Annotated in this window: 16 protein-coding genes and 1 riboswitch; of the genes, 8 read left to right on the top strand and 8 right to left on the bottom strand. The window is 73.1% G+C overall.

The genetic code is table 11. The annotated features are described in order from the left end of the window. Positions 1–52: 52 nt before the first annotated feature. Positions 53–1219: an N-acetylglucosamine-6-phosphate deacetylase gene (gene nagA / locus GL259_RS18205; protein WP_159534114.1), complete on the bottom strand. Its 1167-nt coding sequence runs from the start codon at positions 1217–1219 to the stop codon at positions 53–55. Next, positions 1219–2142: an ROK family protein gene (locus GL259_RS18200; RefSeq protein WP_243762579.1), complete on the bottom strand. Its 924-nt coding sequence runs from the start codon at positions 2140–2142 to the stop codon at positions 1219–1221. The genes nagA and GL259_RS18200 overlap by 1 nt, the downstream gene beginning before the upstream one ends. 213 nt (positions 2143–2355) lie before the next feature. Between GL259_RS18200 and GL259_RS18195 the strand changes: the two genes are divergently transcribed. Both GL259_RS18195 and GL259_RS18190 read left to right on the top strand, forming a co-directional pair. Next, a complete protein-coding gene (locus GL259_RS18195) occupies positions 2356–3567 on the top strand; it encodes an extracellular solute-binding protein (protein WP_159538740.1) in 1212 nt (403 codons plus the stop codon). A 54-nt stretch (positions 3568–3621) separates the two neighbouring features. Then, positions 3622–3855 carry a DUF3263 domain-containing protein gene (locus tag GL259_RS18190; protein ID WP_159534112.1) on the top strand — a complete coding sequence of 78 codons (234 nt, stop codon included), beginning with the start codon at positions 3622–3624 and terminating at the stop codon, positions 3853–3855. Between the two features lie 174 nt (positions 3856–4029). Here the strand turns inward: GL259_RS18190 and otsB are convergent, their stop codons facing one another. The 3 genes from otsB to GL259_RS18175 all read right to left on the bottom strand — a co-directional run bounded on the left by otsB (position 4030) and on the right by GL259_RS18175 (position 7501). Further along, on the bottom strand, positions 4030–4959 hold the full coding sequence (otsB, locus tag GL259_RS18185) for a trehalose-phosphatase (RefSeq protein WP_159534110.1): 930 nt from the start codon (positions 4957–4959) through the stop codon (positions 4030–4032). Between the two features lie 83 nt (positions 4960–5042). Continuing rightward, on the bottom strand, positions 5043–6464 hold the full coding sequence (locus tag GL259_RS18180) for a trehalose-6-phosphate synthase (RefSeq protein WP_208026488.1): 1422 nt from the start codon (positions 6462–6464) through the stop codon (positions 5043–5045). 65 nt (positions 6465–6529) lie between these two features. Beyond that, positions 6530–7501 (bottom strand): glucosyl-3-phosphoglycerate synthase, encoded by a 972-nt coding sequence (locus tag GL259_RS18175; RefSeq protein ID WP_159538736.1) that lies wholly within the window; start codon positions 7499–7501, stop codon positions 6530–6532. A gap of 135 nt (positions 7502–7636) precedes the next feature. Continuing rightward, a riboswitch (SAM riboswitch) is annotated at positions 7637–7792 on the top strand. Positions 7793–7810: 18 nt separating this feature from the next. Between GL259_RS18175 and thrC the strand changes: the two genes are divergently transcribed. From thrC to groL, 4 genes are all read left to right on the top strand, one after another. Further along, positions 7811–9103 (top strand): threonine synthase, encoded by a 1293-nt coding sequence (gene thrC / locus GL259_RS18170; protein ID WP_159534108.1) that lies wholly within the window; start codon positions 7811–7813, stop codon positions 9101–9103. Beyond that, complete coding sequence (locus tag GL259_RS18165; protein ID WP_159534106.1) at positions 9100–9375, top strand: MoaD/ThiS family protein; 276 nt, start codon at positions 9100–9102, stop codon at positions 9373–9375. The genes thrC and GL259_RS18165 overlap by 4 nt, the downstream gene beginning before the upstream one ends. 430 nt (positions 9376–9805) lie before the next feature. Beyond that, a complete protein-coding gene (locus GL259_RS18160; protein WP_004986573.1) occupies positions 9806–10009 on the top strand; it encodes a cold-shock protein in 204 nt (67 codons plus the stop codon). 506 nt (positions 10010–10515) lie between these two features. Then, positions 10516–12138 (top strand): chaperonin GroEL, encoded by a 1623-nt coding sequence (groL, locus tag GL259_RS18155; RefSeq protein WP_159534104.1) that lies wholly within the window; start codon positions 10516–10518, stop codon positions 12136–12138. A 118-nt stretch (positions 12139–12256) separates the two neighbouring features. On the opposite strand, the gene GL259_RS18150 is transcribed toward groL, so the two are convergent. Beyond that, a complete protein-coding gene (locus tag GL259_RS18150) occupies positions 12257–12613 on the bottom strand; it encodes a hypothetical protein (RefSeq protein ID WP_159534102.1) in 357 nt (118 codons plus the stop codon). Between the two features lie 160 nt (positions 12614–12773). On the opposite strand from GL259_RS18150, the gene GL259_RS18145 reads away from it, so the two are divergent. Both GL259_RS18145 and GL259_RS18140 read left to right on the top strand, forming a co-directional pair. Continuing rightward, on the top strand, positions 12774–13922 hold the full coding sequence (locus GL259_RS18145; RefSeq protein WP_159534100.1) for an NADH:flavin oxidoreductase: 1149 nt from the start codon (positions 12774–12776) through the stop codon (positions 13920–13922). Between the two features lie 167 nt (positions 13923–14089). Further along, positions 14090–15574, top strand: a complete 1485-nt coding sequence (locus GL259_RS18140) for an MFS transporter (protein ID WP_159534098.1) — start codon at positions 14090–14092, stop codon at positions 15572–15574. Between the two features lie 136 nt (positions 15575–15710). Here GL259_RS18140 and GL259_RS18135 read toward each other — a convergent pair whose 3' ends face one another. Continuing rightward, complete coding sequence (locus GL259_RS18135; protein WP_159534095.1) at positions 15711–16280, bottom strand: hypothetical protein; 570 nt, start codon at positions 16278–16280, stop codon at positions 15711–15713. 214 nt (positions 16281–16494) lie between these two features. Further along, positions 16495–17430, bottom strand: a complete 936-nt coding sequence (gene murQ, locus GL259_RS18130) for an N-acetylmuramic acid 6-phosphate etherase (protein ID WP_159534093.1) — start codon at positions 17428–17430, stop codon at positions 16495–16497. Between the last annotated feature and the right edge of the window lie 54 nt (positions 17431–17484).

Genomic DNA, 17484 nt, shown 5'->3' with positions numbered 1-17484 from the left:
GCGGTCGGCCCACCCCCGGGACCGGCCACCGTCCTTCCGCGACGCCCTTCGACTACGGGACGGACCGGCCCAGTTGGGGATCGACCACCCATTCGCCCCGGCGCATCACGCCCTTGAGCGCGAAGTCCGCGTCCAGAACCACCAGGTCGGCGTCCTTCCCGGGCTCCAGGGAGCCGATCCGGTCGTCCATGCCCAGCAGCCGCGCCGGGTTGGCGGAGAGCGCCGCGACCGCGTCCTCGACCGGCAGCCCGTCGACCGTGACCGCCCGCCGGAAGGCGCGGTCCAGGGTGAGGGTCGAGCCCGCGATGGAGCCGCCCTCCACCAGCCGGGCCACGCCGTCCGCGACCTCCACCTCCAGCGGGCCGAGCATGTAGCGGCCGTCGCCGAAGCCGGCCGCGTCCATCGCGTCCGTGATGAACGCGACCCGTGCCGCGCCCGCGTGGTGGAACGCCAGCCGCAGCGCGGCCGGGTGCAGGTGCGTGCCGTCGTTGATCAGCTCCACCGTGACCCGCTCGTCCTCCAGGAGGGCCGTGATGGGGCCGGGGGCGCGGTGGCCGAGGGGCGGCATCGCGTTGAAGAGGTGGGTGGCGACCGTGGCGCCGGCCTCGATGGCCTGCACCGTCTGCTCGTACGTCGCGTCCGTGTGGCCGACGGCGGCGATCACGCCGTGCTCGGCCAGCAGGCGCACCGAGTCGAGGCCGCCCGGCAGCTCGGTGGCGAGCGTGACCATCCTCGCGTGCCCGCGCGCCGCGTCGAGGAGTTTGCGGACCTCCGCCGGGTCCGGGTCGCGCAGCAGCTCCTCGGAGTGGGCGCCCTTGCGGCACGGCGAGATGAACGGACCCTCGAAGTGGATGCCCGCGATCTCGCCCTGCTCGGCCAGCTCGGCCAGCAGGCCGGCGCGCCGGGCGAGGAAGTCCGTGTCGCCGGTGACGGTGGAGGCGACCAGGGTGGTGGTGCCGTGCAGCCGGTGGGTGCGGATGCCCCTGAGGACGTCGTCGGCCGTCCCGGAGGTGAAGGACGCCCCGCCGCCGCCGTGGTTGTGCAGGTCGACGAAGCCGGGGACCAGCCAGTGGCCGGACGCGTCGAGCGTCTCGGTGTTCTCGGCGCCCCCGGGGACGGCGGCGGCGATCCGCGCGCCGTCGACGATCACGCGGCCGTCGTCCACGGTCCCGGTGGGCAGTACCACCCGGGCACCGGTGAGAACCTTGGTGGGGGCCATCAGGTGGGTACCTCCGAGGGGGCTGAGGGGTCCGAGGGATCGGCGGTTTCGAGGAGATCCCAGGCGAGGAGTCCCGCGCCCAGGCATCCGGCGGTGTCCCCGAGCGCCGCGGGGACCAGGGACGGCAGCTTCTGGAAGGTGACCCGCCGCCGGACGGCCTCCCGCAGTGGTGAGAACAAGGTTTCCCCCGCCTCGGCCAGCCCGCCACCGATGATCAGCGTGCGCGGGTCCAGCAGGGTGAGCGCGGTGACCAGCCCGTCGGCGAGCGCGTCGACCGCCTCCTGCCACACCGCGCGGGCCCGTGCGTCCCCCGACTCCACGGCCTTGGCGCAGTCGGCCGCGTCCGCGCCGGGATCGCCGCAGGCCGCCGCCCACGCCTCGCTCACCGCCGACGCGGACGCGAACCGCTCCAGGCAGCCGCGCTGACCGCACGGGCAGGGGGTGCCCCGGGGCCGTACGACGATGTGGCCGATCTCGCCCGCGAAGCCGTGCGCGCCCGCCTCCACCCGGCCGTCGATGCCGATGGCGCCCGCGATCCCGGTGCCCAGCGGCACGAACAGGAACCGGTCGGTGCCCCGGCCCGCCCCGATCCGCCCCTCGGCGAGCCCGCCGGTGCGCACGTCGTGGCCGAGGGCGACGGGGACGCCGCCGAGGCGTTCGGTGAGCAGCGCGCGCAGCGGGACGTCGCGCCAGCCGAGGTTGGCCGCGTAGACGGCGACGCCCTCCGCCTCGTCGACGATGCCGGGGACGGCGACGCCGGCGGCGCGGGCGGGCGCGCCGTAGTGCTCGATGCCGTGGGCGCGCAGCTCGGCGGCGAAGTCGAGGATGTCCGCGACGACGGCGTCCGGACCGCGTTCGCGACCGGTGGCCCGGCGGGCCTGGTGCAGCAGCGCGCCGTCCGCCCCGACCAGGGCGGCCTTCATCCCGGTGCCGCCCACGTCGAGGGCGATGACATGTCTCACGGGGGACAGTGTGGACCGGAGACCCGCGAGAGGTCTAGTCCACTTACGTGGTGTAGACCTTGTTTCGATAATCGGAAAGTCTTCGGATGACGCGGGGCGTCAGGGTTGAGGTTGAGAGCAGTGCAGCGGCGGGCCAGGGCAAGGACGATCGCGGTGGTGTCCGCGCTGGGGCTGATGGGGGTCCTCGGCGGATGCGGTGACGGCGGTTCCTCCGACGTGACCCTGAAGCTGGTCGCCGCCGACTACGGCAACGGCGCGGCCGACAGTTCCGAGAAGTACTGGGCCGATCTGGTCGAGCGGTACGAGGCCGACCACCCCGGCGTGACGGTCGACGTCAGCGTCCACTCCTGGACCGACGTCGACCGCAAGGTCAAGGAGATGGTCGACGCGGGCGACCCGCCGGACCTGGCGCAGATCGGCGCGTACGCCGACTACGCGGCCGACGGCCTGCTCTACAAGGCCGACGACCTGCTCTCCATCCCCGTCCAGGCGGACTTCCTCTCCCAGCTGGCCACGGCGGGCGAGGTCAACGGGATCCAGTACGGCATGCCCTTCGCCTCCTCCACGCGCGTGCTCTTCTACAACAAGGAGCTGTTCGCCGAGGCCGGCATCACCCCGCCGACGACCTGGGACGAGCTCGCCGCGAACGCCGAGGCGCTCAAGGCCGAGGGCGTGAAGTACCCCTACGCGCTGCCGCTCGGCCCGGAGGAGGCGCAGGCCGAGACCATGCAGTGGCTGCTCAGCGGCGGGGGCGGCTACACCGACCTGATGGGCACGTACAGCATCGACTCGGTGGAGAACGTCGAGACGTTCAACTGGCTGAAGAACGAGCTGGTCGGCAAGGGCCTGACCGGTCCGGTCGCGCCCGGCGAGCTCGACCGGGCCGAGGCGTTCGCCGCGTTCGCCGCCGGTGACGTCGGCATGCTCAACGGCCACCCCTCGCTGATGGAGATGGCCCGGAAGAAGGGCGTGGAGTACGGCATGGTGCCGCTGCCGGGGGCCGACGGCGAGAGCCGGTCCACGCTCGGCGTCGCCGACTGGATGATGGCCTTCAAGAAGAACGGCCACCGCGACGAGGCCGGGGAGTTCCTCGACTTCGTCTACAGCGAGAAGAACGTGCTCGACTTCTCCCGCGAGTACGACCTGCTGCCGGTCACCAACTCCGCGTCCCGCACGATGAGCGCGTCCGCGCAGGACAAGCACCTCAAGCCCTTCCTCGACCAGCTGCCCACCTCGGAGCTCTACCCGGTCGGCGCCAACTCCTGGGCCACGGTCAGCGCGGAGATCAAGAAGAGGATCGGCAAGGCGGTCGCCCCGGGCGGCAGCCCGGCGAGCGTCCTGGGCGGGATCCAGGCGACGGCCACCCGGGCGGAGAACGCGGAGTAGGCGCCGCCCGGCCCCCGCGGGCCCCTGTCAGTGGCAGGGGCTACCGTGCGCACCATGGACGAGGAGCGGCTGGACCGACGCGGACAGGACATCCTCGCGCTGGAACGCCGTGGCTTCTCCGGCCCCGGCGCGAAGGAGCGGGCGATACGCGAGGAGCTGGGCCTGGCCCCGGTGCGCTACTACCAGCTCCTCAACGCCCTGCTCGACGACCCGCGCGCCCTGGCCCACGACCCGTTGACGGTGAACCGCCTGCGGCGGGTGAGGGAGGCCCGCCGCGCACAGCGCTGACGACGGCGCCCGGGCGGCCGCACGCGCGGCGGGGCGGGCGGCCGCACCGTGCGCCGCCGCGGTCCGGGCGGGTCCGTTCCCCGGGGCGCACCGCCCGCGGGGGCGCGGTCGCTCCCGCCGGCCGGGCGGCCGGGCGGCCGGGCGGCCGGGCGGCCGGGCGGCCGGCGGGCGTCGTCAGTCGATCCGGGCCGCCAGGGCCCGCAGCAGGTCCACCACGCCCGCCGGGCCGTCGACCACTACGTCCGCGCGCTCCCTCAGCTCGGTGACCTCGTCGCTGCCGCTGCACACCAGCAGGCCGGGCGTGCCGTCGGAGCGGAGCTTGTCGACGGCGGCGAAGGCGGGGAGGTCGCCCAGGTCGTCACCGGCGTACAGGACCGACTCGGCGCCGATCTCACGGGCGTACTCCGCCAGGGCGACGCCCTTGTCCATGCCGGGCGGGCGCAGCTCCAGGACCATGCGGCCGGGCTCGACGACCAGGCCGTGCCGGGTGGCGAGGCCGGTCAGCGGCTCGCGCAGCGCCTCGAAGGCGGCCCGGGGGTCGGCGGCCCGGCGGGTGTGGACGGCCACCGCCCGGCCCTTCTCCTCGATCCAGGTGCCCCGCCACGCGCCGACCCGGTCGAGCAGCCCCGGCAGTTCCGCCCGGGCGGCGGCGACCCCGGGGTGCGGGGCGGGCGCGGTGACCGTGCCGGTCACCGCGTCCCAGCGCTCGGCCCCGTAGTGGCCGAGAACGACCAGGTGCTCCAGGCCGGGCACGCCCGCGAAACCGCCGTGCCGCACGGCCACTCCGGCGGGCCGCCCGGTGACGACCGCGACGGCCGCCACCTTCGGGGCGAGCGCGGCGAGCCCGGGCACCGCGCCGGGGTGCGCGCGGGCCTGCTCCGGGTCGGGCACGATCGGTGCGAGCGTCCCGTCGAAGTCGAAGGCGACCAGCGCCCGTTCCGGACGCGCCAGGAGCGCCTCCAGTCCTTCCCGCCCGGCCCGCGTGGCGGGCGCGGGCAGGCGGCCGGCGGCACCGGGGTCCGTCGCGTCCGGGTCCGTCGTACCCGGGTTCACCGCGTCCGGGTCCGTCGTGTTCGGGTCCGTGGAATCCGTAGGGTTGCCCATGTCGCCAACCTATCCACGCTCCGGCGCTCGCACGCCTGCGCGACCGGTCGTACCGGCCGGCCGGACCGGCCGGCCTCACCCGGTCAGCCGGGCGTCCCCTCCCGCAGCGCGTCCAGCTGGTCCAGGAACCACCGCGCCGGCGGCAGCGCGGTCGCCGCCGCGGCCAGCCGCTTGGAGCGCGCCGCCCGCTCCTCCGGCGCCGTCGACAGCGCCTCGTGCAGCGCCCTCGCCGTGTCGACGACGTCGTACGGGTTGACGGTGATCGCGTCCTCGCCCAGCTCCTCGTGGGCGCCCGCCTCCCGCGACAGCACCAGCGCGCAGCCCGCGTCGGAGACGACCGGCACCTCCTTGGCGACCAGGTTCATGCCGTCGCGGATCGGGTTGACCAGGGCCACGTCGGCCAGTCGGTACGCCGCCAGCGACCGGGCGAAGTCGTCCTTGACGTGCAGCACGACCGGGGTCCAGCCCGGCGTCCCGTACCGCTCGTTGATCTCCTCCGCCACCCGCCGGACCTCGGCTGTGTACGCGCGGTACACCGCGAGGTCCTGGCGCGAGGGGTAGGCGAAGGCGACGTGCACGACGCGCTCGCGCCACTCGGGGTGGTCCTCCAGCAGCTGCCGGTAGGCCAGCAGGCCGCGCACGATGTTCTTCGACAGCTCGGTCCGGTCGACCCGGACGATCGTCCTGCGCGCGCCGCCGTCGGGAGCCGTGCCGATCTCCTCCCGCAGCGCGACGATCCGCTCCTCGACGTCCGCCTCGTGGGACCGGGCGCGCAGGAAGTCCGCGTCGGCCCCCAGCCCGTGCACGCCGATCCGCGTGTCCCCGGTGCCGTCCGCGAACCGCTCGCAGCACGCGGTGAACGCGTCCGCCCAGCGGTGGGTGAGGAAGCCCAGCCGGTCGGCGCCCAGCATCCCGCGCAGCACCTGGCCGGCGATGTCGTCGGGCAGCATCCGGAAGTACTCCGGCGGCGCCCACGGCGTGTGCGAGAAGTGGCCGATCCGCAGGTCGGGGCGGAGCGCGCGGAGCATCCCGGGGACCAGCGTCAGGTGGTAGTCCTGCACCAGCACCGCCGCCCCGGGCGCCGCCTCCTCGGCCAGCGCCTCGGCGAAGGCGCGGTTGTACGTCTCGTAGGACGCCCACTGCCGCCGGAACTCCGCGTCGAAGACCGGCTCCAGCGGGGTCTGGTACAGCATGTGGTGCACGAACCACAGCACCGAGTTGGCGATCCCGTTGTACGCGTCGGCGTGCACGTCCGCCGGGATGTCCAGCATCCGCACGCCGTCCTCGCCGACCCCGCGCCGCACGGCCTCGCGGTCGCCGTCGGACAGCGCCGAGCACACCCACAGCGCCCCCGCCTCCGGACCGATCGCCGACAGTCCGGACACCAGTCCGCCGCCGCCCCGTCTGGCCCGCAGCGAACCGTCCTCCCCCACCGTGTACGAGACGGGTCCGCGATTCGACGCGACCAGCACCTGAGCACCCTGAGCAGCCTGCGTGGAAGCCATAGACCTCAACCTAGCCCGCCCCCGAACGCTCAAACGTACGGATCGGCCGTCCACCGCGGGCCCGGTCAGGCCACCTCCCGTGCCTGGTACTCCGCGATCTCCGCCATCGGCGGCCGCTCCTCCGTGTCGACGGAGTACGTACGGGGCTCGAAGGTGTCGCCCGTCCGCTCGAACTGGGTGAGGGCCGGGCGGATCAGGTGGCCGCGGGCCAGCCGGAGCTGGGCGGTGCGGTAGATCGCGGCGGCCATGCGGCCGAGGGCCTGGCCGTCCTGGTGGCGGTGGATGCGGACGCCGACGTCGACCTGGGCCAGGGCGTCCAGGCCGACCAGGTGCAGGGCGTCGACCAGCATGCCGAGCTCCACGCCGTAGCCGACGGGGAAGGGGAGCCGTTCCAGCAGGGAGCGGCGGGCCGCGTACTCGCCGCCGAGCGGCTGGACGAAGCCGGCCAGCCGCGGCCAGTGCATGTTGAGCAGCGGGCGGGCCATCAGCTCCGTGACCCGGCCGCCCTGGCCGGCGGCGACCGTGCCGGGGGCGTCCTTGCCGGGCACCGTGAGCGGCCGGTCGTACATGGCCTTGACCAGGTGGACGTCCGGGTCGGTGAGCAGCGGGCCGACGATGCCGGAGACGAAGTCGGAGGAGAACTCCCTGAGGTCGGCGTCGACGAAGCAGACGATGTCGCCGCGGGTGACGAGCAGGGAGCGCCACAGCACCTCGCCCTTGCCGGGCACGGCCGGGATGCGGGGCAGGATCGCGTCCCGGTGCACCACCGTCGCCCCGGCCGCGGCGGCCGCCGCGGCCGTGCGGTCGGTCGAGCCGGAGTCGACGACCACGACCTCGTCGACCAGCGGCACCCGGAGCACCAGGTCGCGCCGGACCGCCGAGACGATGGCGCCGACCGTCTCCTCCTCGTTGAGCGCGGGCAGCACCACGCTGACCGTCCGCCCGGTGGCGCGCTTGGCCGCCATGATCTGGTGCAGCGGACGGTCGGTCACCGACCAGGAGCGTTCGCTCAGCCAGCGCTCGACTTCTTCCAGCACGGTCTGCGGCTCCTCACTTCTGTGATCCATCTCGCGGTTCGGACGACTATCTCCATTGTCCTGGCCTTCGGTTACAGTCTTGAACAGCGCGGATGACCATCGCATGCCGGGGTCGCCGCGCGGACAACTGAACACCGCTCATCCAGAGGGGCAGAGGGACACGGCCCGATGAAGCCCCGGCAACCCTCCAGCCGGTTCTCGTAGATCACCGTTGATCGCACCGCGAGGCTCCCGGCTAGGGAAGGTGCCAAATCCGTCTCACGGCGAGATGCGTCGTGAGGAAGATGAGGAGAAAGGGCCTCGCCTCACATGGCTGTGCAGACCGTTGCAAGCACCACCGATTCCGCCGCTCCCTCCGTCGACCTGGGCCCCGCCGCCGCGCTCTCCTGTCGCGAGTGCGGTCACCGCGTGCCGCTCGGCCCGGTCTTCGCCTGCGAGGAGTGTTTCGGCCCGCTGGAGATCGCCTACGACTTCTCGGACTACGACACCGAGGAGCTCCGCAAGCGGATCGAGGCGGGCCCCGCGAACATCTGGCGCTACGCGCCGCTGCTGCCCGTCCCGGCGGACGTGGCGACCCGGCCGAACCTCAACCCCGGCTGGACCAAGCTCGTCAAGGCCGACAACCTCGCCCGCGAACTCGGCGTCACCGGCGGCCTGTACGTCAAGGACGACTCCGGCAACCCGACGCACTCCTTCAAGGACCGCGTGGTCGCCCAGGCCCTGGAGGCCGCCCGCACCTTCGGCTTCACCACCCTGTCCTGCTCCTCCACCGGCAACCTGGCCGGCGCCGTCGGCGCCGCCGCCGCGCGCGCCGGACTGCGCTCCTGCGTGTTCATCCCGCACGACCTGGAGCAGGGCAAGGTCGTCATGGCCGCGGTCTACGGCGGCGAGCTCGTCGGCATCGAGGGCAACTACGACGACGTGAACCGCTTCTGCTCCGAGCTGATCGGCGACCCGGCCGGCGAGGGCTGGGGCTTCGTCAACGTCAACCTGCGGCCGTACTACGCGGAGGGCTCGAAGACCCTCGCGTACGAGATCTGCGAGCAGCTCGGCTGGCGGCTGCCGGACCAGATCGTCGTCCCGATCGCGTCCGGCTCGCAGCTCACGAAGATCGACAAGGGGCTGCAGGAGCTGATCAAGCTCGGTCTGGTCGAGGAGAAGCCGTACAAGATCTTCGGTGCGCAGGCCGAGGGCTGCTCGCCGGTGTCGGCCGCGTACAAGGCGGGGCACGACGTCGTCCGGCCGCAGAAGCCGAACACCATCGCCAAGTCGCTCGCCATCGGCAACCCCGCCGACGGCCCGTACGTCCTGGACATCGCGCGCCGTACGGGCGGTGCGGTGGAGGACGTGACGGACGAGCAGGTCGTGGACGCCATCAGGCTGCTCGCCCGCACCGAGGGCATCTTCGCCGAGACGGCGGGCGGTGTGACGGTCGGCGTGACGAAGAAGCTCATCGACGACGGCGTGCTCGACCCGGCCGGGACCACCGTCGTGCTCAACACCGGTGACGGCCTGAAGACCCTCGACGCGGTGGCCGGCACCGGCCTCACCGCGACCATCCGCCCCAACCTGGAGTCGTTCCGAGAGGCAGGCCTCGCATGAGCGTGACCGTCCGCATCCCCACCATCCTGCGCACCTACACCGGCGGCAAGGCCGAGGTGGACGCCGAGGGCGCCACCCTCGCCGAGGTCATCGAGGACCTGGAGAAGAACCACACCGGGATCGCCGCCCGGGTCCTGGACGACCAGGGCAGGCTGCGCCGCTTCGTCAACGTCTACGTCAACGACGACGACGTGCGCTTCGAGCAGGGTCTCCAGACGGCCACCCCGGACGGCGCGGGCGTCTCCATCATCCCGGCGGTCGCCGGCGGCTGATCATTACCGTCGGTAATTCCGGTTACCCGGCGTTCGTCGCACTGCCCCCTCCGTGAGAGAAGCGGAGGGGGCAATTCCATGGGGTTGAGCGCGGTAGAGTTGGGGAACACGCCCCCGATCCGCTGATCGGGAACCTTGAATTCCTGCCGCGCACCCGACTGGATGTAGCCAAAGTGTGGGTCTCCGTCGCGGCATTTGCGCCCTTTGTGTAGCCCGACTTGCCCTGCATTCGGGTGAATTCTCGCCACATTCCGGGCCCGTGGCGTCCAGATTTCTCGTCCGATTGACCTGTTGCAGACGGCAGTTGGGCAGATACATTCAGCCGCGGTCGACGCGTTCCGGCGCACGCCCCCAACCGTTGGGGGGTGAGGTCTGACCCGGATCCGCGAAGTGTGGATCTGTGCAAGGGCCAGTAATAGGGGAGTTAGGCATGGCTCAGGGCACCGTCAAGTGGTTCAACGCGGAGAAGGGGTACGGCTTCATCGCGGTCGACGGTGGTGCGGATGTTTTCGTCCACTACAGCGCGATCCAGATGGACGGCTACCGCACCCTGGAAGAGGGCCAGCGGGTCGAGTTCGAGATCTCGCAGGGCCAGAAGGGCCCGCAGGCCGACATGGTTCGCGTCACCGCCTGAACGCGCTACCAGCCGCAAGGATCTTCTGCCGACGAAGGGCCCGCGCCTCCCGGGGTGCGGGCCCTTCGCCATGCCCGGGAGCGGGCGGCGCGTGCGGGGGTGTTCGCGCGCGGCTGAGCGCGCCCCTCGAGCCCCGTAGGCACTTGCGCCCGCCCGTCACCCGACCACCACCCCCCATCGAGCCCGCTTCGCGGGCGCACCTTGCGCCCGCCCGTCACCCGACCACCACCCCCCATCGAGCCCGCTTCGCGGGCGCACCTTGCGCCCGCCCGTCACCCGACCACCACCCCCCATCGAGCCCGCTTCGCGGGCGCACCTTGCACTCGGGTGGGTCGAGTGCTAATCATTGGCGTTAGCACTCTGAAGGTGAGAGTGACAACGAAGGACCGGGTCGGTGAGGCCCGTGGGCCGGGTGGGGCAAGGAACCACAAGGCCGACGAGCCGTCCGTCGCGGGCGCGGGCGCGGTCCGAAGGAATCACCCCCAGTCCTGGAGGGACCACTTCACATGGCCAAGATCATCGCGTTCGACGAGGAGGCGCGGCGCGGCCTCGAGCGCGGCATGAACCAGCTCGCGGACGCCGTGAAGGTGACGCTCGGCCCCAAGGGCCGCAACGTCGTCCTCGAGAAGAAGTGGGGCGCGCCCACGATCACCAACGACGGTGTCTCCATCGCCAAGGAGATCGAGCTCGAGGACCCGTACGAGAAGATCGGCGCCGAGCTGGTCAAGGAAGTCGCCAAGAAGACGGACGACGTCGCCGGTGACGGTACGACCACCGCGACCGTTCTCGCCCAGGCCCTGGTCAAGGAGGGCCTGCGCAACGTCGCCGCCGGTGCCAACCCGATGGCCCTGAAGCGCGGTATCGAGAAGGCCGTCGAGGCCGTCTCCGGTGCCCTGCTCGAGCAGGCGAAGGACGTCGAGACCAAGGAGCAGATCGCCTCCACGGCCTCCATCTCCGCCGCCGACGTCCAGATCGGCGAGCTCATCGCCGAGGCCATGGACAAGGTCGGCAAGGAAGGCGTCATCACCGTCGAGGAGTCCCAGACCTTCGGTCTGGAGCTGGAGCTCACCGAGGGTATGCGCTTCGACAAGGGCTACATCTCGGCGTACTTCGCCACCGACATGGAGCGTATGGAGGCCGTCCTCGACGACCCGTACATCCTGATCGCGAACTCCAAGATCTCCAACGTCAAGGACCTGCTCCCGCTCCTGGAGAAGGTCATGCAGTCGGGCAAGCCGCTGCTGATCATCGCCGAGGACGTCGAGGGCGAGGCCCTGTCGACCCTGGTCGTCAACAAGATCCGCGGCACCTTCAAGTCCGTCGCCGTCAAGGCCCCGGGCTTCGGCGACCGCCGCAAGGCCATGCTCGGCGACATCGCCATCCTCACGGGCGGCGAGGTCATCTCCGAGGAGGTCGGCCTCAAGCTGGAGAACGCCACGCTCGACCTCCTGGGCAAGGCCCGCAAGGTCGTCATCACCAAGGACGAGACCACCATCGTCGACGGTGCCGGCTCGGCCGACCAGGTCGCGGGCCGCGTGAACCAGATCCGCGCCGAGATCGAGAACAGCGACTCCGACTACGACCGCGAGAAGCTGCAGGAGCGCCTGGCGAAGCTCGCCGGCGGTGTCGCGGTCATCAAGGCCGGCGCCGCCACCGAGGTGGAGCTCAAGGAGCGCAAGCACCGCATCGAGGACGCCGTCCGCAACGCCAAGGCGGCCGTCGAGGAGGGCATCGTCGCCGGTGGTGGCGTGGCCCTGCTGCAGGCCTCCCAGGTCTTCGAGAAGCTGGAGCTCGAGGGCGACGAGGCGACCGGTGCCGCCGCTGTGAAGCTGGCCCTGGAGGCCCCGCTGAAGCAGATCGCCGTGAACGCCGGCCTCGAGGGCGGCGTCGTGGTGGAGAAGGTGCGCAACCTGACCCCGGGCCACGGCCTGAACGCCGCGACCGGCGAGTACGTCGACCTGGTCAAGGAAGGCATCATCGACCCGGCCAAGGTGACGCGCTCCGCGCTGCAGAACGCCGCGTCGATCGCCGCGCTGTTCCTCACCACCGAGGCCGTCATCGCCGACAAGCCGGAGAAGGCCGCGGCCCCGGCCGGCGGCGGCATGCCGGGCGGTGACATGGACTTCTGAGCCTGACCGTTCAGGTTCGGACCCGGTCCGTCAGTACCGAGGGCGGCACCCCCTGTTCCGGCAGGGGGTGCCGCCCTCGGGCGTGTGCGGGGGAGAGGGACGTGTGCGGGGGAAGGGGTCAGGCGGCGAACCAGGGGACGCGGCAGGTGTGCGGCGCCGTGCCCTGCGGGCACAGGCCCCGCAGCACCGCCTTGCGCACCGCCCGCCAGGTCCGCAGGGAGCACACCAGGCGGACGCGCAGTTCGACCGGTTCGCGCGTGCCGCCGCTCTGGCCCGGATGCTCCCAGGCCCACTGCTCCGCCAGGAAGTCGTAGAGCTCGGCGGTCGTCGTCCCGCCGTCGGGGGACGTGCGGGCGACGGTCCGCCCGGCGATCCGGGCGCCGCGGGACGCCACGGCCCCGTCGACGATCGTGTCGACCCACGCCAGTGCCTCCTCGTCCGCGTACAGGCCGAAGCGCAGGGTTCGTGTCCTCATCGGGGGACCGTACTCCCGGCGCGGGGAAAGGCGCATGTGGCCGGGGTCACGTCCGGACGGTCCCGGCGGGGGGAATGCCGCCCCCCGGCTCCCCGGTTGTCGTCGACGTGCGGTGGATGCATGCGCACATACCTTTCGGTATCTCGACGAGGAGCCCCACGTGACCGTCACCCCCTCCGAAGCCCCCGAGGTCTCCGGCACCGCCTCCCGCGCGGCCCGGATCCTCTCCCGTCCGGCCGTGATCAACGGCCTGACCGTCCCGAACCGCATCGCCATGGCGCCGATGACCCGGATGTTCTCGCCGGGCGGCGTCCCGGGCGAGGACGTGGTGTCGTACTACTCCCGCCGTGCCGCCGCCGGTGTCGGGCTGATCGTCACCGAGGGCACGTACGTCGGGCACCCCTCCGCCGGGCAGAGCGACCGGGTGCCGCGGTTCCACGGGGAGGAGCAGCTCGCGGGCTGGGCGAAGGTCGCCGAGGCGGTGCACGCGGCCGGCGGCACGATCGTGCCCCAGCTCTGGCACATCGGCATGGTGCGCAAGCAGGGGGAGCCGCCGTTCGCCGGCGCTCCGGCCGTCGGGCCGTCCGGGCTGCGGCTCGACGGCACCGAGGACGGCAGGGCCATGACCCGGCAGGACCTCGACGACGTGATCGGCGCCTTCGCGGAGGCCGCCGCCGCGGCCGAGCGGATCGGCTTCGACGGCGTCGAACTGCACGGTGCCCACGGCTACCTCATCGACCAGTTCCTGTGGGCCGGCACCAACCGCCGTACCGACGCCTACGGCGGTGACCCGGTGGCCCGTGCGAAGTTCGCGACGGAGATCGTGGCGGCGGTCCGTGAGGCGGTCTCCCCGGAGTTCCCGGTGATCTTCCGCTACTCGCAGTGGAAGCAGGACGCCTACGACGCCCGCCTCGCCGAGACCCCGCAGGAGCTGGAGGCCATCCTGTCCCCGCTCGCCGCGGCCGGTGTCGACGCCTTCCACGCCTCCACGCGCCGCTACTGGGTCCCCGAGTTCGAGGGCGCCGACCTCAACCTGGCGGGATGGACGAAGAAGCTGACCGGGCGGCCGGCCATCACCGTCGGGTCGGTCGGCCTGGACGGCGGTGACTTCCTCAAGGCGTTCCAGGGGGAGGGGGCCGCCGTGGGCGGCCTCGACAACCTGCTCGACCGGATGGAGCGGGACGAGTTCGACCTCGTGGCCGTGGGCCGGGCCCTGCTCCAGGACCCGAACTGGGCGGCCAAGGTGCTCGACGGCCGCTTCGACGAGCTCGCGCCCTACGACGCCGCGTCGCTCAGGTCCCTGAGCTGACCCACCGGCCGGCCGTCCCGCCGGCCCGTCATGCCGCCGGTACGGCCGCGCCCCGTGCGCGGCCGTACCGTTTCCCGTCACTCCCCATTAACTTGCTTAAGTCAAGCAATATGCATAAGGTTGCCTGAGACAAGTAGATGTGACCCGAGTCCCCGGAGACCTCCCTCATGTCCGACGCACCCGCCCGACCCGCCGCGACCGGCACCCCCGCGCCGCCCCGACCCGGCGCCGTGGTGGCCGTGCTGGCCTTCAGCGGCATCGTGGTCTCGCTGATGCAGACCCTGGTGATCCCGATCGTGGGGCAGCTGCCGCAGTACCTGGACGCCCCCGCGTCGGACACCGCCTGGGCCGTCACCGCGACCCTGCTCGCCGCGGCCGTCGCGACCCCGGTCGTGGGCCGCCTCGGCGACATGTACGGCAAGCGCCGCATGCTGCTGCTCAGCATGACCATGCTGGTGATCGGCTCCGTGGTCGCCGGACTCAGTGACTCGCTGGTCCCGGTGATCGTCGGCCGGGCCCTGCAGGGCCTGTCGTCCGGTGTGATCCCGCTCGGCATCAGCATCCTGCGCGACGAACTGCCCGCGGAGCGGCTGGGCTCGGCGACCGCGATGATCAGCGCCTCCCTCGGCGTCGGCGGCGCACTCGGCCTGCCCGCCGCCGCGCTCATCGCCGACAACCTCGACTGGCACGCGCTGTTCTGGACCTCGGCCGCGCTGGGCGTGGTCGCCCTGGTCATGGTGGCGTTCCTGGTGCCGGAGTCGAAGGTGCGCACCGGCGGCCGGTTCGACGTCGTCGGCTCGGCCGGAATGGCGGCCGGTCTGGTCTGCCTGCTGCTGGCGATCTCCAAGGGCGGCGACTGGGGCTGGTCGAGCGGCACCACCCTCGGCCTGTCCGCGGCGGCCGTCGTCGTCCTGGTGGCCTGGGGCCTCTTCGAACTGCGTGTCGACCAGCCGCTGGTGGACCTGCGCAGCACGGCCCGCCCCCAGGTGCTGGTCACCAACCTCGCCTCGGTGGCGATCGGCTTCTCGATGTTCTCGATGTCCCTGGTCGTCCCGCAGCTGCTGCAGCTGCCCGAGCGGACCGGCTACGGACTGGGCCAGTCGCTGCTGGCCGCCGGACTGGTCATGGCGCCGTCCGGCCTGGTGATGATGGCGCTGGCCCCGGTGTCCGCGCTCGTCTCCCGCGCCAGGGGCCCGAAGGTGACGCTGATGACCGGCGCCCTCGTCGTGGCCGCCGGCTACGGTCTGAACGTCCTGCTGATGGACCAGGTCTGGCACTTCGTGCTGGCGTCCTGCGTCATCGGGGCCGGCATCGGCTTCACCTACGGTGCGATGCCCGCGCTGATCATGGGCGTCGTGCCCGCCTCCGAGACGGGCGCCGCCAACAGCCTCAACACCCTCATGCGGTCCATCGGCACGTCCGTCGCCAGCGCCGTCGCGGGTGTGGTGCTCGCCCAGATGACCACGCGGTTCGGTACGCACGCGCTGCCGTCCGAGGGCGGCTTCCGCACGGTCCTGGCGCTCGGGGCCGGGGCGGCGCTCCTCGGCTTCGCCGTCGCCGCCCTCGTCCCGCGCCGGTCCGCCTCGGCGGTGGAGGCGCACACCGTCGCCGGGGACGCGCCCGGGGCGGCCGCGGAGGCCTCCAGGGCGTAGGGGCAGCGGTCACCGCGGCGGACGGCCGCCGCCCCGGGGTCCCGGGACGGCGGCCGTCCGCGTGCGCGGGAACCCGGGGGCGGCGGCCGTCCGGCGTCACGAGCGCCGCCGGGGCCGGGCGGGGCCGGGCGGGGTCCTAGAGGTTGCCCATGGGCTCGATGTCGACCCTGACCGGCGTCCCCCACACGCGCAGCACCTCGTAGTCGGTGAACTCGTGCACGATCCGGTACGCCGTCGCCGGGCGGGGCCCGCGCCGCTGGGCCGCGATGTACAGCTCGGCCTCGCGCCGGTCCCGGCGCGGGGTGCCGCACAGCTGCCAGGCCTGGCCGTTCCACAGCTCCGGCAGCCAGCGCTGCTGCGGCTGGGGGCGGTCACCGCGGACCCCGTACCGGGAGGGGACGGGCCCGGTGGGCTCGGGCGGCGGGGGCGGGCCGTTGAACTCGGCGCGGCGGGCGGCACGGCGCCGGGTCTCGCACAGCAGGCACAGGTCGGGGGCGCTCTCGTCGACCGGTCCGGTGGGGTGCTCGGGGCAGCGCGTGCTGGGCGCGGCCGTGGTGACGCCCTCCTCCAGCAGCTCCAGGGCCCGCCGCAGGTCGGCCTTCACCTCGTGCAGCCGGGCGTCCGGGGTGTCGGCGCCGAGCGCCTCGCCGTGCTCACCGAGGACACGGAGGGCGCGGCCCAGGGCGGCGAGCTGCGCGTGGTTCATGGGTCGGTCTCCGTCGGGGGCGAAAGGGGGCGGGCCCGGTGGGCCCGGGTGTTCCCACTGTACGAGGACCGTCCCTCCCGCCGGCTCCGGCGGCCACCGCGGCCGCCGTCTCCGCGACGGGGCGGGGGACGGGGCCGCGGCAGCCGCCGGCGGCACCCCGCGGCTCGGCCGTGTCACGGCCGAGCCGCACCGGATCACGCCCGGACCCGCGGCGTCAGCTCCCCGCCGCCGCCAGCGCCGCGCGCAGGTGGCCGCGGGTGTCCCGCAGCAGGCGCGCGGCCGTGGGCGCGTCCACGTCGGCGAGCAGGACCAGGATCGCCTGCTTCACCTCGCCGTCCGTGGCGGCCAGGGCGCGCTGGACGTCGGCGTCCTCGGCGCCCGTCACCTGGGCGACGATGCGGTGGGAGCGGGCGCGGAGCTTGTCGTTGGAGGCGCGGACGTCGACCATCAGGTTCCCGTACGTCTTGCCCAGCCGGATCATCGTGATCGTCGAGATCATGTTGAGCACCAGCTTCTGCGCCGTGCCGGCCTTGAGGCGGGTGGAGCCGGTGAGGAGCTCCGGGCCGACGACCACCTCGATGCCGTGCTCGGCCGCCGCGGCCAGCGCGCTGCCCGGGTTGCAGGCCAGACCCACGGTCAGGGCGCCGCGCGCGCGGGCGTACGCGACGGCGCCGACGGCGTACGGGGTGCGGCCGGAGGCGGAGACGCCGACCACCGTGTCGTCGGCGGTCGGCGCCAGCGCGGCCAGGTCGGACTCGGCCAGCTCCCGGGAGTCCTCGGCGCCCTCGACCGAGGTGACCAGGGCGTCGGGGCCGCCCGCGATCAGGCCGACGACCCGCGACGGGTCGGTGTTGAAGGTGGGCGGGCACTCGGAGGCGTCCAGGACGCCCAGCCGGCCCGCGGTGCCCGCGCCCGCGTAGACCAGCCGGCCGCCCCGGGCCATCCGGTCGGCGACGGCGTCGATCGCGGCGGCGATCTCGGGCAGCCGCTCGGCCACGGCACCGGCGACGGTGGCGTCCTCGCCGTTCATCAGCCGGGCGATGTCGAGGGTGGGCAGCCGGTCGACGTCCGCCAGCTCCGGGCGGAACGCCTCGGTGGTCAGGGTCTCCAACTCGGCGCGCAGATCAGGGGAGTGGGGCGTGTGGGTCATGGAACGGCTCTCTTCGGTCGGTCCGGCGTCTCGATGTGCGGCTCCGCCGCCCGG

The organism is Streptomyces sp. Tu 3180, assembly GCF_009852415.1.
Lineage (GTDB): Bacteria > Actinomycetota > Actinomycetes > Streptomycetales > Streptomycetaceae > Streptomyces.
Note: the sequence above shows the minus strand (reverse complement) of the source record. Positions and strands in the feature narration are given on the sequence as shown.